Source organism: Mesobacillus jeotgali (genome assembly GCF_014856545.2).
Lineage (GTDB): Bacteria > Bacillota > Bacilli > Bacillales > Cytobacillaceae > Mesobacillus.
Genome location: NZ_CP109811.1, coordinates 613,097 through 635,910, shown reverse-complemented (window position 1 = coordinate 635,910; position 22,814 = coordinate 613,097). Strand labels below are relative to the sequence as shown.

The window sequence follows — 22,814 nt, the reverse complement described above, 5'->3', positions numbered from 1 at the left end:
TTTTAAAAAGTTAAAGGAAACCACTAAAAGCCGTTTCCTCTTTCATAACATAGTTGAACTTAAGCCGCAACGTCCCGCTTTTTAAAAATGTACAGTGACAGAAAAGCGAACAGCGCAAAGTAAATCAACAGCATCACAATGGAGAAAGTCATCGTCATTCCTTCAACAAGCGGGGTGCCCGTTGTGTATTGCTGCAAGTCCGTATTCGCAAACAGGATGTATTTGACCCAGTCGTACTGGCTTAAAAGCTGGACCAGCTGCGGGCCGGTGAACATCAGGAACAGCGAAATTCCAATCGCGAGCGAGCTGCTGCGGAACACAGTCGAAATCATGAAAGCCAAAGTCACCATCATGATCAGGTCGATGCTTCTGAAACCGAACAGCTCGATAATATGGGTAACCATATTCTGCTCGATAACCCTTCCATTGCTGTAGGAAATATACGGAGTTTCCGCACCTCCGAAGCCGAAAAAGAGAATTCCGAACAAGAAAGATGTGCTGAACAATAACAGAAGCATCAATAGTGCGAAAAGCAGGGTTGAAGCATATTTTGCAAGAAGGATTTTCGTCCTGCTGACCGGGCGAATGAGCAGCAGCTTGACTGTCCCCCAGGAAAATTCACTTGCTACCATCCCCGCGGCAATCACAATCGTGAACAAAGCCGCAATCCCGGTGAATGTCGTCGCATCAACCATATAGCCCCAAAGTGAATCTCGCTTAATTGGTTCAACATCATGTTCAATCCGGTATTCATTCAGTGCGATTCTTTCCTTTAACAATCGTTTTTGCGCTTCAAGCATTGGTGCTGATTCCAGACTCTCTGTAAGCTGTGCATTTTCAGCACTCAGCTGTGCCTTCCAGTCAGCATTGCTATCATGGTCCAGGACAAATTTTGTAAAAATGCCAACAAGGGCCACGACGAGAACCAGGATCCCGATCATCACCCATGTTCCCATACGTTTATAAATTTTTATATTCTCATTATGAACTAACCTGAAAAAATGGCTCATTTATTTCCCCTCCGTCATTTCCAGGAATTTTTCCTCCAATGTCTTATTCCCGGAAGAGATTTTATAGATGTTAAACTCTTTTTCCGCCAGCGCCTTAACAAGAGCAGGCACCTTTTCTCGGCTGGCTGAAACCAGCAGCTCATTTCCATTAATCTTTGGATTGAGCTCAGGAAGTGTTTTCTCTACAAACTCCCTGGCTTTCTCAACCGGTTCCACTTCTATCACCGTGTTCACCTTATCCCCGACAAAGTCTCCGACACTTTCCACGCTCACCAGATGCCCATCCTGGATGATCCCAATCCGATCACACATCATCTGCATTTCAGAAAGCATATGGCTGGATACAAAAACAGCGATTCCTTCCTCATGGGCAATCTTCCTGATATAGGTGCGGATTTCCCTGATTCCGGCAGGATCCAGGCCATTTGTCGGCTCATCGAGAATCAATAAAGAAGGCGAATGCAATAATGCCTGTGCAAGTCCCAGCCTCTGCCTCATTCCGAGAGAATAACCCTTGACCTTTTCATGAATCCGTTTCTCCAATCCGACAAGCTTCACAATTTCATTGATTCTTTCCTTTTTCACCGGAACCGGCACCATCCGCGCATATTGAAGCAAGTTATCGTAACCTGAAAGGAACTTGTACATCTCAGGATTCTCAATGATTCCGCCAACATGCGAAATCGCCTTCTCAAAGTTTTTTTCAATGCTGAACCCATTGATCAACACCTGGCCCTCGGTAATGCCCATCAACCCGACCATCATCCGGATCGTCGTCGTCTTCCCCGCACCGTTTGGCCCAAGGAACCCAAACACCTCACCAGGAAACACCTCCATGCTGATTCCATGGATAATCGTTTTATCTCCAATCACTTTCTTTAAATTCTTTATCTCAACAATCGGTTTTTTCATAGCTCATTGCCTCCCTTTCACATTCTCTATTCTCTCAGCGATTCCCTAAAATGCTCTTATCAAATTATTAATAAATTATTAAAATCCATAGTCACGAAAAAAAGAGCGCCCATTGGGTCACTCTCCATTCTTTACATCTGCAGAAGTTTTTAAAAATCCCTAAAGCCACACTTCTTTATAATCCTCTATATATTTTCTGATGCTGGACGGCTTCCTTCCAGTGACTTTTTCAAAATCATCCTTTATGCCTTTTGCCAGGCCTAATTTAGTCGGAATGTGGATGCCGGCAACAACATTGATAAAACTTTCATCATTTCCCGTTGAAATCATATAATCCTTAAACTCTTTTACTGAGGGATTCGAGTAATCAACCTTCATATCCATCACTTCCGACATGATCCTTGCCACTTCATAGAAATCAAGCGCTTCATTTCCGGTAATGACGTGATGTTTATTCCTGTGCCCTGCCGGGTTACTCAGGGCAATCACTGCCACCTCGGCAATATCCCTGGCATCAACAAAGCTTGTTTTGCCTTTTCCGGCAGGCACAAATATACGTTTCCGCTCTTTCAGCTCTTTATATAAAAAGTCATTTAAATTTTGCATGAAATAGCCTGCGCGCAAAAATGTATACGAAATCCCGGCCTTCTTTATTAACTTTTCATTTTAAAATGGTGGATGAATGGCATGAATTGGACGTCCTTCACTGAAAGGTAGACGATATGGCTGACGCCTTTCTGCTTAGCCTGTGTGATAAAGGCTTCAAACTCGATTCGGTCTCCAGGCGGGTACATCAGGAATACCTCATGTATTCCTTCCAATGCTTTTCCAAAGGTTTCGGGTTTTGAAAAATCGAGGGCCACAAAATCGAACTCGGATCCATATCGCTCCCTCGCCCGTTCCACATTCCTTACAGCACATTTGAACGGGATTTGCATTTCTTTTAATTTCACACCTACCTCATAACCAACCTTACCATTGAAACCAGTCACTAAGATCGTCATGTTCCTTCCACCTTATCAAAGTTTTTTGTAGACCAGTCTATATAATTCACTTTCTAAAATTCCAGCAGCACTTATTTTAAGAGTGCCGGAATATTTTTAGATGCCAATAGCAAGGGTTCATTGTTCCCCGTGGTAAAAGACAGCAAAAAGGCGCCTTCAATCATTGAATTAATGACGATTCCAAGCTCCCTTGCCCTGCTTTCTTCAAAGCCTGACTGAAGCAGTTTTTCGGCAAAAGCCTCCTGAAACCTTCATATCCACTTTGGCATGCTTTCCTGATTGGTTCGCTGAAAAGGGCGGTCTCAAGGGCAACTGCCGCAATCGGGACTCCTTCCTGGCTCCTGTCATTCTGATATTGGTTTGCCATTTCTATGATAAAACCCTGGATCGCTTCAACAGCGTCCTTTTTTTGATCCAGCCCCCGCTCAATGCGGGCCCTGACATGCTGTGCAGTTAACTGAACAGACTCAACAGCAAGCTGTTCCTTTCCATCGGGAAAGTAATAGTATAAAGAACCCTTCGGAGCACCGCTTTCCTTTAAAATGTGATTCAGGCCGGTACCATGGTACCCCTGCAGCTGGAACAGCCGTGATGCTGCACTGATCAATTTATCCCTTGAAGTCTCTTTCACGTCACTCACCCCACATATTTATATTATAACAATCGGTCTACATATAACATGAGTAATGGTGAAAACATTGTGTCAACCGGGATATAACGCCTTGCTGTTAGAGATAATCCCGTTTATTACTGCCCAATGAGCAGCCTCTTTAGTAAAAAGAAGAAGCACAGGATCCCCGTGCTTCACTTCAACCTCTTCCACAACACCAAATTCAATACAAGCAACAGAACTCCATAACCTATAACACCAAATGGCACCTTCAACGCTAAAAAGTGCAGTCCGACAAACAATGGGATGATCAGGAACAGGAGAAATACTTTGATATCCCCACTCTGCTTTACAGCGTCAAAAGGCTGTGAAAAGGCGAGTTCCCTTTCTCCTGCCAGGTAGCACAGCAGTGTATAAATCAATGCCGCCAAGAATACGGCAATCAGGTCATCCAGAATTCTCAGTCCGAACAAGAAGCTGAACATGATCGATACGAGCAGGAACAACGGCAAGAACAGCTGGAACAGGAATGCCTTCAATGCCGCTTTATTGATGAGTCCCAAACTTTTCACGGGAGCGACCTGATAAATCCAGCTTCCTTTATAGGAACCAGAATGCGCAAGCATGATGACCGACATCGGGATGACCAGCATGACTGAATAAATAGTCAAATAAGAACGGCTCGCAGCGAATTCCTCGAAACTCATCATTGAATAGCTGTTGAACATGAACACGAACGGAACCACCACGGCAAAGCCAAGTGAAGGATACACCTTCAGCTTGAAATCTCGCTCGTTTTTCATCATGATCCTCGTGAACCGGAAAAATGGCAGCTCCTCTTTGGAGATGAGGAAAGGCATGGAACGAAATACTTTCCACTTGCTGCTTGCTTTTTTCTTGCCGGTCTGTGCCGTCAGCTTCTGCAAATTGCGTTCGAAGTCTGGAATCATCTTCACATACAAAAAGATCGATACAACAGGCCCAAGTACGGCAAAAAGGGTCAGTAAGAGATTGCCGAAGCTCCTGCTGCCCCCAAGCAGGACATCGAACAGGCCGGCAAACCACATCGGCGGTAGCAGCAGCTGCCACCAGGCAAATTCCAGTTGATAATCAAGATTCACCAATTCAAACGAACGCGCCACCACCTGGTAGCCAATCATAATCCCTATGGATAAAGCAATCTGGACATAGTTGATAATATCCTTCAGCTTCTCACCGTCAAAATATCGCAAAATAAACAAATACAGCAGAGCCGTGAAAGCTATGATGAAGATATCTGCCAGCGCGAAAGAAACAAGCAGCAGCCCCGAGAACAGGATCCCTTTGAAAATCACACTGACCACCAACGGGATCAACGTCGTGGCAAGGGTAATATACAGCATATAAATTGTCACATGCAGCAATTTAGCCATGCTCACTGTCTTTGATTTGACTGGTTTCGTGTCGAGGACACTTTTATCCCTTAAATCGAGCAAGACCGATGAAAAATCGGAAATCAGTGTCGTCATGATGATGAACATGAAGATACTGAACAAGATGGAAACCTGGAACAGATAATTATCTTTCAAAAATAAAAACGGGATCAGCATCAACCCAAAAAAACCATAGATCCACAATGATTTGAAGAATTCATTTTTCTCCGGCTTATCCTTCTTCTTCATGGACTGGCTGAACACCGTCGGCTTCCGGCGCTGGTCCATTGTCAGTTTGACCTGCAGGATTCGCCGCATCGTTTTGTACTCAACACCCATTTTTAAAAAGACAGGCTTGAACAAATCAAGCAGCCTTAGAATCAAAAAGTTCTCCATCGTCACCCCTCCCTGACAATGGATACAAATTCAGCAGCACGGTCCTCATGCTCATGAAAACCGGTCATCTGGTTGAAAATGCTTTCGAGAGAGCCCTCTTTGCTCTGAGCCTTCAAATCTTCAAAGCTCCCATTCGCCACGATATGGCCACCGTGCAGCAGGACGATCCGATTGCTGATCTTCTCGACGACATCCATGATATGGGACGAATAAAAAATCGTTTTCCCTTCTGCTGCGAACCTCGCAAGGATTTCTTTAAACACCATCACACTGTTCGCATCCAGTCCCGTCAACGGCTCATCAAGGAAAAGCAAATCTGGATTATGTAAGAAGCTCGAAACAATCAATGTTTTCTGCCTCATTCCTTTCGAAAAAGACGAAATGCGAGAATGATAGACATCACCAAGGCCAAACACATCAAACAGCTGCTCCGCTTTCCGGTCGGCATCGTCATAACCCATCCCATACAGCTCGGCCACGAATGTCAAATACTCCTGGGCTGTAAGCGAATCATACATTTCCGACGTCTCGGGGATATAACCGATTCTCTGTTTATAGCTGCCTCCCTGCCCAGCGATATCCTCTCCAAAAATCTCAATCTTGCCAGAATACCCTTCCTCGAGACCAAGCATCAATTTTACCGTCGTGCTTTTACCCGCACCGTTCGGCCCTATGTATCCAATAATCTCACCTCTATCAACCTTTAAATCTATTCCCTTCAGCACTTCTTTGCTGCCATACGATTTTTTCAGGCCGGTGATCGATAATACTTCCGAAGACATGACTCTCCCCCTTTTAAAAATGGCTTAAAATACCATATTTTTATTTTAACATAGTAGTAAAATACTGGAATGGTAAGCGGGGTATAATATAGGAAAACCCTTATCCATAAGATAAGGGTTGGTAACGCTTCTTGCTGGCTAGCTATTTGTCACAAGATGTTCTCTGCTGGTAATAGAAATAGTCCCTTTTGACAGCTTAACTGTGACGTCCGACATGTTTGCGATATTTTGATCATGTGTCACGACAATCACACATTTTCCTTCATTATGTGCTAATTCCTGGAGCAGCTTCACGATTTCGCCCGCAGTCGTTTCATCCAGGTTGCCGGTAGGTTCATCTGCAACAATCAGGTCCGTATCACAGCAAAGTGCGCGTGCAATTGAAACACGCTGCTGCTGTCCGCCGCTTAAGGTCAGCACTTTTTGCTTCGCCTGCTGCGAGGTGATCCCCACTCGCTCCAGCATGCTCAAGGCAAAATCCTTTTTATTTTTATGGCTTGAGCCGGTGATTTCCATAGCGGTCGTCACATTCTGCAATGCGGTCATATAAGGCAGCAGATTATAAGATTGAAAGACAATCGAAACATATTTATTGCGGAACTTGGTGAACCCAATTTTCTTGATATCCTTTCCCTCATAAAAAATGTTGCCATCCTTCGGCATATCCAATGCGCTGGCAAGCGCCAGGAATGTCGTTTTACCTGAACCTGACGGGCCGATGATCGTGTAAAAGGTTCCCCTATCAAAGTTGACATTTATATTTTTGAGAATTTCCTGCTTCTTGTTTTCTTGCTTATACCAGTAACTGATGTTCTGAAATGCTAACAATGCGCTCATTCTTTCATCTCCTGTTTTAGAAAATTAATCCTGTCTGCTCAATATCGCCTTAGGCTGCAATCGCAACACGGTCAAGGATGGCAGCAGTGCCGATACAATCGCTATAAGCATCCCAATCATGGCAAGCAGAGTTAAGTCATCACCAGTCACACTTACGTCGATTTCCTCAATCGTTTCGGCCTGTTCGGTTTGACCGCCTGGCATATTGCCTCCCCCGAAGCCCATGCCTCTGCCGCGGAATGATTCAGGTGCAGTGGTTTGCTCTGCAGCCTGCAGTTCTTGTTTTAAAAGCTGGTCGCTTACCTGTTTAGCCACTTCATTCCCACTGACTGTTGCAATACCGAGGGAAACCGCTGCAACGAGCAAAATCTCAACGATGAATTGTCCTGCAAGCTTCCAGCGTCGTTCCCCAATCGCCAGCAAAACCCCCATCTCATATTTCCGCTCACGGATGGACATCATGACAATCAGCCCTAAAATAATCGCGCCGGCAATCGATACCAGATAGACAATGTTATTAGAAAAACTGGCAACATTCTCAATTGGACCGACCATCTGCTGATACAGCTGGTCATCGGCATCAAGCTTGAAGGTTTCGAAATCAATGCTGCTCTCTTTTTGTGCTTGGGTAATGAAGCTTTCCATCTCAGCAGGATCATCAATGTAAAAAATGGCACTGTCGATACTGCCTTCATAGTCACTGCCTTTAAGCGTCGCAGCTGCAGTATATGGCACATACAACTTGTTATAAGGAATCATGGCGGTGAAATCCATCCCTTGTTCCACAGTGGAAGTCGTAGAATAGATTCCTTTGATTTGCAGCTCCAGGGTGCTGGTTTCATCCCTTGGGTTCGACACTGTGATCGTGTCGCCTATTTTTAGGTCATTTTCTTCTGCAAGCGTTTGTTCAATAAGAGTTATATTTTCTCCCTGATCCTCTTCTGTTAGATGCTCCCCTTCTACGATGGTGGCTGTGCCGTCCAGGAATTCTGCTGTGGAATCGGTAAAGCTCACCCCTTGCAGACTGATGTCACCCGGAGCCATGCCTCCGCCCATCCTGCCACCAGATCCTTCTGCTTGCGTGTTAGTACTATCCTCAGTTGTCTCACTTTCTTCGTCCGTGATTGGTTCAAAATTCGAGGCTAAAGCTGTAGTTGATGAGAAAAAATTATACCCTTTGATTTGTTCATACGAGGTCAGTGCTTTCGCTGTCTCCACCGGAATCGGAGTGGACTGAATCCGGCGACGTTCACCGCTTGCTTGTTGGGCCTGCATCTTTTCACGCATTTTTTCCATGTCAACCTGCAGCGTAACATCCGCTCCAAGCTTCTGACGGGCAAGATCACTGGATTTCTTTGCCGCAGTCTGGATGGACAGCCCCGCCAGAACAAGCACACAAATCACCGAAAACACAAAGATTTGGAGCAGGCTCTTTCCCTTCCTGGCTTTCACACTTAAAAACGATCGCTTTAAAAAGTTCATAAATTCTCTCCTTCTACCAAATTAAGTACAAGGATAAGCTTAAGTGGAAAATATGAACAATATATGACCGAATTGTTACCTACAATGAAACAAAAATAGAACATTTTAATTACAATAAAAAAACCCTTACCAAATAGTAAGGGCAAATGAAATGATGTAACAGATTTATTTCCTGGTGGAGACGTTATTTCTCCAGTTGGAGTCATTTTATCTCCGGTTGAAATCGCTATTTCTCCAGTTGGGATCAATTTATTACCGGTTGGAGACACTGCTTTGACCGAAAAAGAGAAATGAGCGTTAAAACGGTAAAAGGAAAGTGATATTTTTCAGGTTGGAGTAATTCCCGGTTGATGAGAATTTTGCAGAATATGGGCACCAAATGATCCTACAAGAATCATGTCCTCCCCGGAGTTCCACTCACACCACTCTTTCAAAAAAAACCTGTACGATAAGAGCCACTGTCATCACCCGCAGAATTGGTTTGACATAGTTCGGGTTCAGCTTGCTGGCAATCCTGACGCCAATCTGCGCTCCTGTCACTGACCCCAACATCAAGGCGATGGTCACTGGCCAGATTACAGCTCCAGTTGATATATAGGTAATCGCTGCACCTAAGCAGCTTGAAAACGTGGCAAGACGGACATATCCAACCGCCCGGATGTAAGCGATGTTCAAATGAGCAAACAAATAGAGCATGAGCGTTCCCTGTCCCGGCCCAAATAGTCCATCATAAATCCCGATTGCGTATAACCCCGGAACACTTTTACCAGAAGGCTTTAACGCCTCATCACCTGACATACTCCCTTTCCCCAAAAAAGAGGCGAAGAAGGCAAAAATCAGCAAGCCAATCGCCACCACATACATATCTTCACTTGAAATTTTTGATGCTATGAAGCCGCCGCTGACCCCGCCAATCAAGCTGACAGGGATAATCCAGAATGATTCCTTGAAAGTAATTTTCTTTTCCCTATAAAGGTGATAAAAGCTCGAGAACGAGCTGATCGTATTTGATACTTTATTCGCGGCGATGGCTGAATGCACCGGGATGCCCAACACAAGCATGGAAGGCAAGCTGATCAAGCCTCCTCCTCCCGCCAAAGTCCCAATCGTTGTCGCTAAAATTCCAATGAAAAAGAGAATGATATAATCCATATTTTTACACCTCCTGCATTTATTATATTCGTGCATTTTACATAAGAAAATTCAATAAAATTAATAATTATTGATAAGTTTTAGTTATATAAATATCAATAAAAAAAGAGCAGCAGAATGATCTGCTGACTCCACAAATTCTTTAAGGCAGTCTGACGCCTCGGGAACTTACATACAATGAATACCATTCCTCACGGCTGAGGCTGATGTTGACTGCGTCTCCACATGCTTTGATCCGCGCTGGGTTGACCGTTCCGATGACAGGCTGGATTGCTGCCGGATGCCTCATCAGCCAGGCGAGAACGATTGCTTCAGGTGTCGTTTGTTTTTCTTCAGCAAGCTTTTGCACCATGGCTGCAGTCTGCTTGACGCTTTCACTTTCATTCTCGATATTTTTACCAGAATAGAGACCTTTGGCAAGCGAACCCCAAGCTTGAACCTGGATTCCTTCCATCTGCATGAATTCCATTGTCCCTTCTGGGAAAGTGTTTTGGCGGGCTGCCTCCTGGTTGACATGGACTCCTGTCTCAAGCCAGCCGATTTTATTCAAGCTCATCTCCAGCTGGTTGACAATAATTTTTTCATCGGTATGCTTTTGCAGCATACGAATCTGACCAGCGCTCATATTGGAAACACCGAATGAACGCACCTTGCCGGAAGCTTTTAGCTGATGAAAAGCTTCGCCCACCTCAGCCGGTTCCATCAACGGATCAGGACGATGCAGCAACAGGGTATCAAGGTAGTCAATGCCAAGCCTTGAAAGGATGCCATCTACACTGTCGAGTATGTATGATTTTGAAAAATCGTACCTGCCGGGCAGACCAGATTCCTGATCGGCGAAACGAATTCCGCATTTCGACTGGATGATGATTTCCTCACGAAGTCCGGGCTTTTCTTTTAAAACCTGTCCGAAAACTTTCTCTGCTTTTCCCATAGTATAAATATCAGCATGGTCAAACATATTGATTCCAGACTCTAACGCAGCTTCGACCGCTTCATGTGCCTGCTTGACATGTTCCGGCTGAATTGGACTGCGGTCCCAGCCCCCGCCAAGCCCCATGCATCCAAACACAAGCTGTGAAGCATTCAATCCATTATCATTAATAGGCAGCTTTTTCAAATCTTTCTTCCTCCTTAAAACTCTTTGCAAGACATTCTATCATATAAAAAGCTAAGACTATAATGTTAGGCCGCAAGCCAAAAAAAGAAGCACAGGGTACACCCCACGCTTCAGCCTTCCATTATTTTTATGAGCTTGAAAGCAGCCAGACTAGTCAGCATCAGCCCAAATCCAAGTATGACTGCTCCTGCAACCAAAAAGGAATTGATATAACTTGTGACCATGAGATGATAATATCCTGTGTCCGCTCCTCCGCGGCTGGACAGCCAGGAGTCTGCCATGGACGTCCCAAAAGTCACACTGAAAAAAGTCAAAATCACTCCAACCAAACTGAATAGAGCACCGATCATCACAAAACCTTGAAGTTTTTCCTTCATCTTCCTCTCACTCCCCTTAGTATCCAATCACCCTGCCGAATGAATGATCCCATAACAAACCAGGTCCTCAAATCGGCCTTCTTTCTTCACCTGTTCAATTAAAACGCCTTCTTCTTTCATGCCCATTTTCTGCATGACTTTTCCGGATGCCGGGTTTGACTGAAAATAACGGGCATAAACTTTGTGGTAGCCTTTTACCTCAAACGCAAATTCGATAACAGCTTGTGCAGCCTCCGTCGCATAACCCCTTCCCCAGAACTCTTCGCCAATCCAATACGCGATCTCGCCGTTGCTGAACCTTTGGTTATTGGAGAGGGCCACTGCTCCATATAGCTCTCCACTTGCCTTATCCGTTACAGCAAACTCATAAAATCGATCAGCGTTAAAATTATCCTGATGCAGTGCGATCCAGCCTAAAGCATCCTCGATCGAGTACGGATACGGCAAGTTCAGGGTACTTTTATAAAGATTATAGTTATTACACATCCTGGTGACGGCCGGTGCATCCGTTTCCTGAAATAATCTAAGTACCAGCCTTTCAGTAGTGATTGTTTTATTTACAGTATCATAAACCACTTGATTTCCTCCATTCTTTTAAAAAGAACCAACTAACGATCCTCGAAATGAAAGAATTCAACAAAAAAACGCGAAAATCCTTTCCACATTTTAGTGTTTGCTGGATTTATCTGCGAAATTAGAGCCTAATTCCACGAAATAGGCTGGCAATTCCGCGAAATACCACTCTTATTCCGCGAACTGGAAACCGCTGGATAATCCATCAATAGAAATCAAGCCTTCAATCTAGGAAATGCATTGCTATAAATGATTTGAACAAAAAAAGCACAGGGGATTTTCGCACCCTGTGCTTGCTGTTCAATTAACTTCATTCGTTCCGCAGTCAACCAAATTAGGATGACGATCCGAGTACTATTCTTATACTTCCGCGGAATCTTTCATACTTACTTTTACACGGGCAATTCTTCTGTCATCCATTTCCGCAACAGCGAATACAATGTCCTCGTATTCGATCTCAGGCTGTTCATCCGGTCCTGGGATATAACCAAGCTGACCGAGTACAAATCCGCTTAGTGTATCAAACTCTTCGTTAGGCAATTCAATTTTCAGAAGATCTTCCACCTCATAGAGATTAAGTGTGCCGGCCAAGACATAGTGATTTTGGTCAAGCTGCTCGATTTCGGCAAGGTCTAGTTCCGGCTCATCATACTCGTCAAAAATATTGCCAACGATTTCCTCAATCATGTCTTCAATTGTCACAATTCCATCTGTTCCGCCATATTCATCAATGGCAATCGCCATATGGATATTGCTCTGCTGCATCACCTTGAACAACTGGTCGAGCCGCATCGATTCCAGGACGAAGCTTGGTTCACGAAGCATGCTTCTCAAATCAAACTCTTTTTGATCACCACATTCAATGAACGGAATCAAATCTTTTGTATGAAGGATCCCAATGATACGGTCAATGCTCCCTTCAAACACAGGCATTCTCGTGTATTTTTCCCGTTTGACAATTTTGACTGTCTCTTTCAGGCTGGTATCAGCAGAAAGCGCGATAATGTTGGTCCTGTGGGTCATGATGTCTGAGACCGTCTTATTATCGAATTCGAAAATATTGTTGATCATCATTTTTTCTGAATCCTGTATTGTCCCTTTTTCCATGCCGACATCTACCATCATCCGGATTTCTTCCTCTGTTACATTTTCCTCATCCGCATTCGGATCAACACCGAACAGCCGGACAATTCCATTTGTGGATAATGTCAGCAACTTAACGAACGGCGAAGAAATTTTGGATAAAATGGTCAAAGGAGCAGCAGCAAACATGGCAATCGGCTCTGCCTTCTGTAGCGCAAGCCGCTTTGGAACCAACTCTCCCAATACGAGAGTAAAATAAGATAAGACCAGTGTAATGGTGACAACTGAAAGTAATTCAAGTGTACTTTGTGCAAGCGGGACGCCCATTTCGTAAAGCGCTTCTCCCAGCCTCCCTGCAAAGCTTTCAGCTGCAAATGCACTCGCCAGGAATCCCGCCAGCGTAATCCCTATCTGGATGGTCGCCAAAAAGCGGCTCGGTTCAGATAAAAGATTGTGAAGCATTTTTGCCTTTCGATCTCCACTATCAGCCATCAATTTGATTTTATTATCATTTAACGATATTAGTGCGATCTCTGATGCCGCGAAAAATGCATTCAGGACAATCAGGATCAATAACACAATTATTTCAGTTCCCAAAAGGGATCTACCTCCAAATTAATCTTTTACTTGATTTTACCACAAACCGTTCATTCCTATGCCAGTGGAAGCATTCCAGTCCAACCTGAAACACCCCTACTGGCAATTGGAATCTGGCAATGTTCATTTGGAGATTTTCAGGCTATCAAACAGCTTCCTGAGGATTCTTTTCCTTCGTCAGGAACCAGCCGGCTGCTGCTATCGTAATTAGTACGCCGTAGAAGAATAGCTTCCATTCCTTTGAATGGGCGAATTCATAAGATATGACTCCAATATCAGGATGCCCCAGTGTCAAAACGGCAAGCTTGACACCTACCCAGCCAACGATCGCAAAAGCAGCGATTTCGAGACCCGGCTTTGACTGGAGCAATTTCACAAAGAGGTTGGCCGCGAAACGCATGATGATCAAACCAATTAACCCTCCGGCAAAAATGACAAGGAACTTGCCACCATCCATTCCGCCAATAGTCGGAAGATTGGTGTTCGGAAGAGTCATCGCCAGGGCAACAGCCGCCAGGATCGAATCCACCGCGAACGCGATATCAGCAAGCTCAACCTTGAAAACAGTAGCCCAGAAACCTGATTTCTTCTCGGCACCATTGTTTTTGTCTTCCACTTTTTTAAAATATAGCTTCCTGACTATATGGTTGATTGCGATGAATAACAGGTAAAGTGCTCCGATTGCCTGCACCTGCCAGACATCGACCAGGAACGAAATGATGAATAACGAAGCAAATCGGAAAACAAATGCTCCTGCCAAACCGTAGAATAGCGCCTTTTTGCGCTCTTCTTCCGGAAGATGCTTTACCATGATCGCCAATACCAATGCATTATCTGCTGCCAGCAGGCCCTCAAGAGCGATCAACAGCAGCAATACCCAACCGTATTCAAATAAAATCGATAGTTCCAATTAAGTTATCCCCCTTTAAAATTCTGTTATTAAGATGCATTCCCGGATTTATGGACATTGCTCAAACGCCTGGCTTCAATTCGCTCCTCGATTTTTTCAAGTTGCTTTTCATCCTCCAGCAGCTCGAGCCTATTAGCCTTCAGCAATTCCTCAAAAGTTACCTTTTTCTTTTTCACATTTACCAGCCCCTTTTCAATAGTTCGCTATTATTGAAAGTTCATGTTTATTTGCCTGCGGTCCATACATAGAAAAAGACCTTTACCAGACATGGTAAAGGTCCCAAAACAACAAAAAGACCTTTACCAAAACGGTAAAGGTCTTGCTAACAACGTGAACGTTGCCAACAAAGCCGGGAGATATTAAACCTCCGAAATGACGACTCTGTTGTAAAAGCTACTCCCCTTTAGGAGAACTATTCAAATAATGTAAATTTAATATAATTCATACCCAGGCATTCTGTCAATAGGTAACTTGCGGGCGTAATACTTGCTTCTTTCATGTCAGATTCGTCCCCATGCTTCGGATCTCGTTTATGTGACCGTGAGCCCGCTAATCCTTCGAGTTGGGGCACATAATTCCAATTTATGTGACCGCAATCCTGCAAATCCGCCAAGTTGGGGCACATAATTCCTTTTATGTGACCGTGAGATCGAAATTCCTCCTATTTGGAGCACATGAAGGGTTTTCTATAGTATTCACATTCATCATTTTCCATTGCGATGGTTACCTCACCCTAATTCCTTTGAATTATCAGTAAAGTTTTATATGATTGAATTACAATAATTTCAATTGGAGGGTGTTACGATGGAATTAACGGTTTATTTAGCTGGGCAGATTCACGATGATTGGCGGGATCAGGTGGCCAAAAAGGCACAGGAAAAGAACCTGCCTTTGGTATTCGTCGGACCGCAGACGAACCATGATCGCTCCGACAATATTGGTGAGGATATTCTAGGGCAGCAGCCGGGCAATGTGTATAAGGACGATGCTGCGTCAGATATCAACAACTTCAGGACACAGGTCTTGATGCAAAAATCCGATATTGTCATTGCCCTGTTCGGTGAAAAATACAAACAATGGAACACCGCGATGGACGCCAGCGCCGCCATCACGATGAACAAACCAACGATTATCGTCAGACCAGAATCCTTGATTCATCCTTTAAAAGAACTATCCAATAAAGCAAATGTAACGGTAGAAACCGTTGACCAGGCACTGGATGTCATCAGTTATATTTATGAATAAGGTTGGAAGCTTAGAGTACGTCTCTAACCTTCTTTAATAACATTAAAGCATAGGGTCAACCAGCCCTATGCTTCAGTTCCTTTTACACATCAAATTCCACTCCGTCAACTTTCCATTCTTCATTGATTAATTTAAAAGTAAGGTTCAAGAATGTCGGCGGGCTCACTGGTTCACCGTTTGCATCACTGAAAAATTCTCTAATATGGACCCTATAGGTATCGTCTTCAGGAAAATACTCAAACCCCTGGATCACCCAGTCATCAAGCTGGTCAAACTCGACAGAATGCAGCAGCCATTCGTAATTATCGCTGTTCTTGACCCATAACTTATTGTCCCTTTCTTCCAGGGTCAGTTCTTCAGACACAAGAGCTTGCACTGCTTCTTTCTCCCCTGTGGTATGTGCCTTTACAAACTCTCTTGATAGGTTGCTTAGCTGGGAAAACAGGTCTTTTTCTTTTTGATGTGTTTCAAGCTGCTTTTCGAGCCCGGCTATCTCCGCATTTAACCTTTCAATTTCCTCTTTGTTCTCAGTAAGATCCATAGCTAATGTTTCTTTCTCACTCATCAGCTGATCGACAGTTTCGGTATCGGTACAAGCTGTCATAATTGGTATAAAACAAACGATTAACAGCAGAAATTTTTTCAAGCTATTCATCCCCTTTCCCTCTCCTATATAGTTCTGCCAAGTCATCCAAAAGTCCTTGGCAATTGCTACGTTTTTTCCATATACCTCTTTGATTCATCAAAGTTCGTATAATCGGTAAGCAGCTTATGAATCCCGCTTAATGTAAGGGTTCCAGAAAGAAAGCTAGGGAATAAAAGGAGCATAGGGCAATGACCCTATGCTTCCTTTGGTGCCAGTTCGGCTTTGCTATCTATTTCCGTCTAACCGGAATCCAAATTTCACTTCTGAAGTTTGGGGATGTAACATCTTTATTTTCATTCCACAGGATCTCTGGACCTTCTTCTTGTTCATAGTTCGAAGACGGGAACCATTCAGAATAAATGTTGCCCCAAACCTTTTGGAGAGTCTCAGGGAACGGGCCGACTGCTTCAAACACCGCCCATGTGGTTGGTGCAACTTCAAGTGAAGCTAGATGCTCCGGACACTCCTTCGTTGTCGCAGCGCCAATATAATGATCCAGGTCTCCCTTTCCCTCCATCCGGCCCTCGGAAAAATTTGTGGACGCACTGATTAATCCGTTAGGCTCAATATTCGAAAGGTCCTTCAGTTCCTGGATTTTTTCCATGTTCAAGCTTTGCCACATCTCGGCAATCTCCGGGTTCACTCCATGATAAATCAGCGGTACTCTTTTCACGATGCCGACAATGCTGAATGCTTCTTTCTTGACGATTCGATAATTCATTTCTGATCCTCCCTTTATTGTTAACTGGAAGGTCATGGGCGGATACGCTTTTAAAGAGTGGCCATGATTTCTCGCTTCCGATGGAATGATTCCATGCATGGCTTGAAATGCTCTGGCAAAAGAATCAGGAGAAGTGTAGCCATATTTCAACGCAACATCAATCACCTTCATATGGCTGTCTTTTAGGTCAAACGCCGCTAAAGTAAGCTTCCTCCTGCGGATATATTCGGAAAGTGATACACCAGCAAGAAAAGAGAACATCCTTTTAAAATGATATTCTGAACAATAAGCCCTCCTTGCCACTTCCCGAACATCAATCTGATCGGTAAGGTTCTCCTCAATATACTTCATGGCTTGATTCATACTCTGCAGCGAATCCATTCCACAACCTCCTTCTACATGAACAATAACAGGACCAAAACCGCCCCACCCGACAATTCACGCACGTTTTTTGCAGGGTTAGTAAGGAAATAACAATTAAGCATTGCAGGGTTATCAGTTGCATTGGAGCACGGGACTAATCCCAGTCCGTTTTTCCTTTATTTAAAGTTTCCATTTGGAGCCGGTATGAACCCTTCTATCTCACTTATTGTCATATTTTACTATATATCACTATTGTCTAATGTTACCATTATAGTAGATAAGGTTAGGAGGATTAAAATGAATAAATTTGAAGAAGCCCTTCATGAGGCCCAGTCGAGGGTAGATTTTTCTGGAGTGGCCATGGTCGTAGATGGGAACGGTGACGCTTCAACTGCAAGCTTTGGTTATGCCAATCGGGTTGACCAATCCAAAAACCATCTCGGAACTCGTTTCGGAATCGCTTCCGGCTGCAAGCTATTCACAGCAATCGCCATCTGCCAGCTAGTGGAGGAAGGAAAGCTCAATTTCAACACCAGACTGAAAGATTGCCTTGATATCGAGTTTCCTAGTTTCAGTGCTGAAATCACGATCCATCATTTGCTGACGCATACATCCGGTGTTCCTGACTATTTTGATGAGGATGTCATGGATGACTTTGAGGAGCTGTGGATTAAGCGACCGATGTATCATATCAGAAGCCTTAAGGATTTCTTGCCTATGTTCCAGGATGAGCAGATGAAATTCACTCCGGGGGAATCCTTTCACTATAATAACGCTGGCTACATTTTATTAGGCCTGATTGTGGAACGGGCCTCCAAGATGGAATTTACTGATTATGTACAGGAACATATTTTTAAAAAAGCGGAAATGATGGATTCTGGTTACTTCTCCTTTGACACACTGCCTTCAAATACGGCTTTGGGTTATATCGACCAGCCTGATGGGAGCTGGAAAACCAATATCTATTCACTTCCTGTGAAAGGCGGTTCAGACGGAGGGGCTTACATCACCGCAGAAGACATGAGCAAGCTGTGGAAGGCGCTTCTCGGCCAGCTTTTACTCAAAGAGGAAACCGTGAACAAGCTGATGACTCCTCATGCGCAAGAAGATGAAATTAATTTTTACGGATACGGAATCTGGATTAAAAAGCAGGACGATGACATTTTCAAATACCATGTAATGGGCTATGACCCAGGAGTCAGCTTCCATTCCGCCTACTATCCAGCTACCCAAACCATTGCAACAGTATGTTCCAATAAATCAAGCGGGGCATACGATATCATGGAGACAATTGAAGAGACCTTGCAGGTTAAGGCCTAACGCGACAGGGACGGTTCCTCAGATGGAACCGTCCCTGTTTTGCCCATATACTAGATTAGCATAAGGGACGATCAATCCCTTTCTTTTGCTCTCTGAGTATCTCTAATATTCTTCTGTACGGTAATAGCCGCAAATATACTAAGGATAAAGGACATCCCATAGAATCCCTTTTCACTTAAAATAATGCTTCCGGCATTGTATAGACCAATTGCCATTAGTGATATCGATACAATCAGCGCAAACCAGCTGATCCCATAATAAATATTGGTAACCGGTATGTCCTCCTCCCTATCTCTCACTGCCTTTTGCAAGGATACCGCTGCATAGAGACCAAATACCAACACGGCAAAATAATAGCCTTTTTCGTTCAGCTCCATCGCTGCATTGAATAAACCGATCAGATAAGCGGACACTCCAACTAACAGCGCTCCCCAGGAAGCACCCTTAAATGCCGAAGTAGGCTCCCCTTCTTTCCTTTCCACCTTCACCTTCGGCTTTCTATCTGCTGTTTTATCCAATGACACCTCATGCTCATTAGACATCATGTCTCTCCTCCAACCTTTAACAAATATATAAAATCCTTTTTTTAGTGTTCATACCTAAATACATTATATAGAAGTTGTTTACAAATAATAGATAAAATTGTTATTTTTTCTAAAAAACATCTGGTCAAATGAATGAACATCTTTTATAAATGCCTGTTGATTTCCCAGTTTATAAAATAAACGGAGAATTTCCGCTTAAATTAGAAACAACCCTTATTTCTTTAAAAATAAGGGGCGTTTTTCCGCTTATGTCATCGAATCGTTGAATTTCATGTTATTTATAGCAGTTAACCGGAATAGCTCCGCTAATTTCTGCGTCTTAAGCGTCTTTTTATTCAATAACCGGAATTTCTCCGCTTATGCAAAAATCAACAATGAATGATAGAAAGAGCTTTGTAAATAATAAAACCGGAAACGAAGGAGGATTTATATGCAGAAAAATCAACAAGGTAAAGGAAATTCAGGCTCTGCTAAGCAACCTGGATATTCAGGAACAGATGCCGAAAAAGTAAAACAGCAGATTCAGAAGGATGTAGCTGCAGGGCAAGGTGCCATGACTTCACGAGAGGCAGGGTCTATGCACAATTAAAAACCACCTTGTGTGGTTTTTTCTTATTAATCAGCCTAATTCTTTAATTCTATGACCGCTCATGCTGGATTATGGATTTGGCATTCTGAACATGCATCGGATCGAGTTGGAGGTGTTCTCTTACAATCCGCGGGCCATCCATGTGTATGAAAAGCTTGGGTTCAAACAGGAAGGTGTTCAGCGCGATTATCTCTACTACAATCACAAATACCATGATTGTATCAAAATGAGTATTCTGGAAGATGAATTTAGGGATCTGTATGTAAAATAAAGGCTGCAATTCAATCGAATGAAATGGTGAGGAACAGATGAACAACTACGTCAAAGCATTATACGAGGAAGCATTAAAACACCGGAATAGCACGGAAGCGGCCAGGCTGTCTAAATACATGCGGAATCAATTTGAATATATTGGTTTGAGGGCTCCGCAGATGCAGGAGCTTTTCAAACAGCATGTAAAGACTTACGGCCTGCCTGCAAAGGAAGATTTACACGAGGTCATCACTTCCCTCTGGAAGCTGGAAGAACGGGAAATGCAGATTAGCGGGGCATACCTGTTAGATTTAATGAAAAAACAGTTCACCGAAGATGATCTCCAGCTTCTGGAATACATCATCACAACGAAGCCCTGGTGGGACACGGTCGACCATATTGCGAAGAAGCACTTTGGCTACTATCTAGAAAAATGCCCGCAGCACAGGCAGCCTATTATCGACAGATGGATCGCATCGGATAACATCTGGCTGATCCGTTCCTGCATATTATTTCAATTAGGCTATAAAGAAAGAACCGACGCAGCCATGCTTGAGGACATTATTTCAAGAACCTGCCATACAAATGAATTTTTTATCAATAAAGCAATAGGCTGGGCCTTAAGAGAATACGCTAAGCAAAACCCTGAGAAAGTCCTTGAGATGACGAACAGGCTCCCTCTTTCAAACTTAAGCCGAAGAGAAGCCTTGAAGCATATTGGCAAGAAGTGAAGAGAATAAAAAGAGCACACGGAATTTTATCCCTGTGCTCTTTTAACAAGGGCGATAAAAGCTAAACGTCCCTCTGCGCTTAATCAATCCAGCGAAATCTCCACCACATCATCCAAATATTTCATCGAGTTATATCCGTATATATCCAGTCTTTTAGGGATGATTTCGTCGCCGTCCAACATTAAATTTTGGACAGTAACGAAATGGCGGGGCTGTTCTATTTTTTCATAATCGAATGAGCCAGAATTCATATCGTATTCAACACCGTTCTTATCAACAATAACTCCCTCAGTACTCATCCCCATTGAAATTGGTTCGTGTTCATTTTCCCCTACAACATTAATGTGGAGTGTCTCAAATTCCCGGTTTTCAACTTCATGATTGCTGATGACAACGGTCGTGGGCTGGCCAATTTCAACTTTATCAATGCTGATGGTGCTTCCCGCATATTCAAATGTCTGAGGATACTGCGCATTTGCATCCAGTTCGATGCTTTTCTGGTCTTTGTATGAAAAATAGGCAGAATCAAATTGAACGGTAACGTCTTTCGGTTCCTCTCCGTAAAACGGATCGTAATACATTTGGAGTATTTGCCAATTGTGTTCAGGCTGTAAATGTTGATAACCGCCAAATTGATCCGGTTTCACCTTTACACCGTTCACTTTTAAATTTCCAAAACGAATTTGATCAATCCTCTTATCCTGATCTCCCATCGGAATACCATATTCCAAAACCGTGGCTGTTGGGGCCATGATCAATTTATCCAGGCGAACCGGGATTCCTTCGATTTCTGCTTGTTCATTCAATTCATACTCGACGGAAGGCTGCTTAGTCACCGGGATTTCGAATTTCCACTCACCTGTTTTAAATCCATTGCTCCTGTAACCAAATCCCAACATTGCCTCATGACCATCGAGAACCAGTTCCTGAATCCTCTCAATATTCATTTCAATAACACCACTATCTTCCTCAAGCGGCCGCAGTCCAACCTTGCCGTAAAACAGATTCTTTTCCTTTTTATTCATCTCCGCCTTAAGATCCGGTGGATGATACCTTGGATATGTATTGTGCTTCATGAGTTCATTCTCGTTTTCTATAATAAGCCCGTCATCGAAATTCATTACATATTGTTTATCCTCATTTGTATCTTCTATTTCATAAAAAACAAGTGTCTGATAATCATCAGCAACGACACCCTTGATTCTGATTTTCACACCGTCGCTTTCTGCTTCCAGGTTCACCCTTTGGCCAAGGTTCTGCTGCAGGAAGGTACGTAATTGCTCATCCTCTTCGGTCCAAGTATAATAGACATTTGCAAAAGCGCCAGTAAAGAAACCAATCCCGATCACAATGGCAAAAACACTTGCAAAGACCAGTGCCACTTTTTTAAGCTTTTTAAATTTCTGCTGCCTCTGCTGCTCTTTTTCTGAAAACCGTTCTTTGATATTCGCGATTAAATGCTCCGGCACGGTCAAATCATTCATCCACTCAGCATGATGTAACATCAAGGTGACATCCTGAAAGGCAGCCAAATCCTCCTGACATTCCCGGCATTTGTAAAGATGGATCTCAAACTCTATTTTTTCCGGCCGCTCCATCCTTTTTTCCAGATAATCAATGTAGTTCTTCTGATATTCTTTACAGCCGTTAAAAGTTGCGCCGTACAATTGTTTTCTGACCGACTGAGTCCCGGAGAACAACAGCTCTTTCATTTTATCCACTGAAACTCGTAAAATATGTGAAGCTTCCTCTTGGGAGAACCCTGTGCCATATGTAAGGACCATCGCTTCTTTTTCCGCATCCTCAAGTTGATCCAGTGCACTAAATAAATCCTGATGTGATGCATCTTCCTCTGATGTCAGCGTGACTTCATCGTCCGAAAGCTCCCGGCAAATATCAATGAAAATTGAAGCAACCCATAATTGAAATGAGGTATCTTTTTTATATCGAGGCAATTCCCTGTGTACTTTTATAATTGACCGGTAAAATAGTTCTTCCATTTGCTGCTGATTGCGAAGATAAAACCAGCCTAGTGCATAAAAGGGTTGCTTATGCCGTTCGAACCAATCCACGACAGAATCGATTCCCTTTTCTTGAACAGTTGCGATCGTGATGGCATCCATTTTTGCTGGAATCAATTTATCC

General features: G+C 43.5%; 23 protein-coding genes and 2 pseudogenes. 5 read left to right on the top strand and 20 right to left on the bottom strand.

The genetic code is table 11. The annotated features are described in order from the left end of the window. Nucleotides 1-59: 59 nt before the first annotated feature. The 16 genes and pseudogenes from FOF60_RS03235 to FOF60_RS03165 form a co-directional block, all read right to left on the bottom strand. Nucleotides 60-1,010, bottom strand: a complete 951-nt coding sequence (locus FOF60_RS03235; RefSeq protein WP_192469790.1) for an ABC transporter permease — start codon at nucleotides 1,008-1,010, stop codon at nucleotides 60-62. Next, nucleotides 1,011-1,922 carry an ABC transporter ATP-binding protein gene (locus tag FOF60_RS03230; protein ID WP_192469791.1) on the bottom strand — a complete coding sequence of 304 codons (912 nt, stop codon included), beginning with the start codon at nucleotides 1,920-1,922 and terminating at the stop codon, nucleotides 1,011-1,013. It lies immediately after the preceding gene. A 159-nt stretch (nucleotides 1,923-2,081) separates the two neighbouring features. After that, nucleotides 2,082-2,528, bottom strand: a complete 447-nt coding sequence (locus FOF60_RS24395; RefSeq protein ID WP_319801563.1) for a Rossmann-fold NAD(P)-binding domain-containing protein — start codon at nucleotides 2,526-2,528, stop codon at nucleotides 2,082-2,084. A gap of 47 nt (nucleotides 2,529-2,575) precedes the next feature. Further along, nucleotides 2,576-2,926, bottom strand: coding sequence for an NAD(P)H-binding protein (locus tag FOF60_RS24390; RefSeq protein WP_319801562.1), 351 nt, complete (start codon nucleotides 2,924-2,926; stop codon nucleotides 2,576-2,578). Nucleotides 2,927-2,997: 71 nt separating this feature from the next. Continuing rightward, nucleotides 2,998-3,557, bottom strand: a pseudogene (locus FOF60_RS03220) (TetR/AcrR family transcriptional regulator). 173 nt (nucleotides 3,558-3,730) lie between these two features. Next, the gene (locus tag FOF60_RS03215) at nucleotides 3,731-5,344 is read right to left on the bottom strand and encodes a hypothetical protein (protein ID WP_192469793.1); all 1,614 of its coding nucleotides are present in this window, start codon (nucleotides 5,342-5,344) and stop codon (nucleotides 3,731-3,733) included. A 2-nt stretch (nucleotides 5,345-5,346) separates the two neighbouring features. Continuing rightward, on the bottom strand, nucleotides 5,347-6,126 hold the full coding sequence (locus FOF60_RS03210) for an ABC transporter ATP-binding protein (protein ID WP_192469794.1): 780 nt from the start codon (nucleotides 6,124-6,126) through the stop codon (nucleotides 5,347-5,349). A gap of 138 nt (nucleotides 6,127-6,264) precedes the next feature. Further along, on the bottom strand, nucleotides 6,265-6,963 hold the full coding sequence (locus tag FOF60_RS03205; protein ID WP_192469795.1) for an ABC transporter ATP-binding protein: 699 nt from the start codon (nucleotides 6,961-6,963) through the stop codon (nucleotides 6,265-6,267). A gap of 24 nt (nucleotides 6,964-6,987) precedes the next feature. Continuing rightward, nucleotides 6,988-8,445 carry an ABC transporter permease gene (locus FOF60_RS03200; protein WP_192469796.1) on the bottom strand — a complete coding sequence of 486 codons (1,458 nt, stop codon included), beginning with the start codon at nucleotides 8,443-8,445 and terminating at the stop codon, nucleotides 6,988-6,990. 417 nt (nucleotides 8,446-8,862) lie between these two features. Continuing rightward, nucleotides 8,863-9,597 (bottom strand): sulfite exporter TauE/SafE family protein, encoded by a 735-nt coding sequence (locus FOF60_RS03195; RefSeq protein WP_192469797.1) that lies wholly within the window; start codon nucleotides 9,595-9,597, stop codon nucleotides 8,863-8,865. A gap of 142 nt (nucleotides 9,598-9,739) precedes the next feature. Continuing rightward, nucleotides 9,740-10,717 carry an aldo/keto reductase gene (locus tag FOF60_RS03190; RefSeq protein ID WP_225649772.1) on the bottom strand — a complete coding sequence of 326 codons (978 nt, stop codon included), beginning with the start codon at nucleotides 10,715-10,717 and terminating at the stop codon, nucleotides 9,740-9,742. A 110-nt stretch (nucleotides 10,718-10,827) separates the two neighbouring features. Further along, nucleotides 10,828-11,094 carry a hypothetical protein gene (locus FOF60_RS03185; RefSeq protein ID WP_192469798.1) on the bottom strand — a complete coding sequence of 89 codons (267 nt, stop codon included), beginning with the start codon at nucleotides 11,092-11,094 and terminating at the stop codon, nucleotides 10,828-10,830. Nucleotides 11,095-11,121: 27 nt separating this feature from the next. Then, entirely contained in the window at nucleotides 11,122-11,670 is a 549-nt protein-coding gene (locus FOF60_RS03180) for a GNAT family N-acetyltransferase (RefSeq protein ID WP_192469799.1), read from the bottom strand. 357 nt (nucleotides 11,671-12,027) lie between these two features. Further along, nucleotides 12,028-13,347: a hemolysin family protein gene (locus FOF60_RS03175; protein ID WP_192469800.1), complete on the bottom strand. Its 1,320-nt coding sequence runs from the start codon at nucleotides 13,345-13,347 to the stop codon at nucleotides 12,028-12,030. Nucleotides 13,348-13,492: 145 nt separating this feature from the next. After that, entirely contained in the window at nucleotides 13,493-14,257 is a 765-nt protein-coding gene (locus tag FOF60_RS03170) for a TerC family protein (protein WP_192469801.1), read from the bottom strand. 29 nt (nucleotides 14,258-14,286) lie between these two features. After that, nucleotides 14,287-14,433, bottom strand: a complete 147-nt coding sequence (locus FOF60_RS03165) for an FbpB family small basic protein (protein ID WP_192469802.1) — start codon at nucleotides 14,431-14,433, stop codon at nucleotides 14,287-14,289. Nucleotides 14,434-15,061: 628 nt separating this feature from the next. Here FOF60_RS03165 and FOF60_RS03160 point away from each other — a divergent pair. Continuing rightward, a complete protein-coding gene (locus FOF60_RS03160; RefSeq protein WP_192469803.1) occupies nucleotides 15,062-15,502 on the top strand; it encodes a YtoQ family protein in 441 nt (146 codons plus the stop codon). 82 nt (nucleotides 15,503-15,584) lie between these two features. On the opposite strand, the gene FOF60_RS03155 is transcribed toward FOF60_RS03160, so the two are convergent. Together FOF60_RS03155 and FOF60_RS03150 are read right to left on the bottom strand one after the other, a co-directional pair. Next, nucleotides 15,585-16,148, bottom strand: a complete 564-nt coding sequence (locus FOF60_RS03155) for a hypothetical protein (protein WP_192469804.1) — start codon at nucleotides 16,146-16,148, stop codon at nucleotides 15,585-15,587. Nucleotides 16,149-16,377: 229 nt separating this feature from the next. Next, a complete protein-coding gene (locus tag FOF60_RS03150) occupies nucleotides 16,378-17,250 on the bottom strand; it encodes an AraC family transcriptional regulator (RefSeq protein WP_192469805.1) in 873 nt (290 codons plus the stop codon). A 279-nt stretch (nucleotides 17,251-17,529) separates the two neighbouring features. On the opposite strand from FOF60_RS03150, the gene FOF60_RS03145 reads away from it, so the two are divergent. After that, entirely contained in the window at nucleotides 17,530-18,552 is a 1,023-nt protein-coding gene (locus FOF60_RS03145) for a serine hydrolase domain-containing protein (RefSeq protein ID WP_192469806.1), read from the top strand. Nucleotides 18,553-18,623: 71 nt separating this feature from the next. Here the strand turns inward: FOF60_RS03145 and yiaA are convergent, their stop codons facing one another. Then, the gene (gene yiaA, locus FOF60_RS03140; RefSeq protein WP_192469919.1) at nucleotides 18,624-19,094 is read right to left on the bottom strand and encodes an inner membrane protein YiaA; all 471 of its coding nucleotides are present in this window, start codon (nucleotides 19,092-19,094) and stop codon (nucleotides 18,624-18,626) included. A 433-nt stretch (nucleotides 19,095-19,527) separates the two neighbouring features. Between yiaA and FOF60_RS03135 the strand changes: the two genes are divergently transcribed. The 3 genes and pseudogenes from FOF60_RS03135 to FOF60_RS03125 all read left to right on the top strand — a co-directional run bounded on the left by FOF60_RS03135 (nucleotide 19,528) and on the right by FOF60_RS03125 (nucleotide 20,669). After that, nucleotides 19,528-19,686: a hypothetical protein gene (locus FOF60_RS03135; protein WP_192469807.1), complete on the top strand. Its 159-nt coding sequence runs from the start codon at nucleotides 19,528-19,530 to the stop codon at nucleotides 19,684-19,686. A 58-nt stretch (nucleotides 19,687-19,744) separates the two neighbouring features. Beyond that, nucleotides 19,745-19,957 (top strand): annotated as a pseudogene (locus tag FOF60_RS03130) (GNAT family N-acetyltransferase); the annotation flags it as partial. Between the two features lie 37 nt (nucleotides 19,958-19,994). Then, a complete protein-coding gene (locus FOF60_RS03125; RefSeq protein WP_192469808.1) occupies nucleotides 19,995-20,669 on the top strand; it encodes a DNA alkylation repair protein in 675 nt (224 codons plus the stop codon). An 83-nt stretch (nucleotides 20,670-20,752) separates the two neighbouring features. On the opposite strand, the gene FOF60_RS03120 is transcribed toward FOF60_RS03125, so the two are convergent. Further along, nucleotides 20,753-22,807, bottom strand: coding sequence for a DUF4179 domain-containing protein (locus tag FOF60_RS03120; protein ID WP_225649773.1), 2,055 nt, complete (start codon nucleotides 22,805-22,807; stop codon nucleotides 20,753-20,755). Nucleotides 22,808-22,814 lie beyond the last annotated feature (7 nt).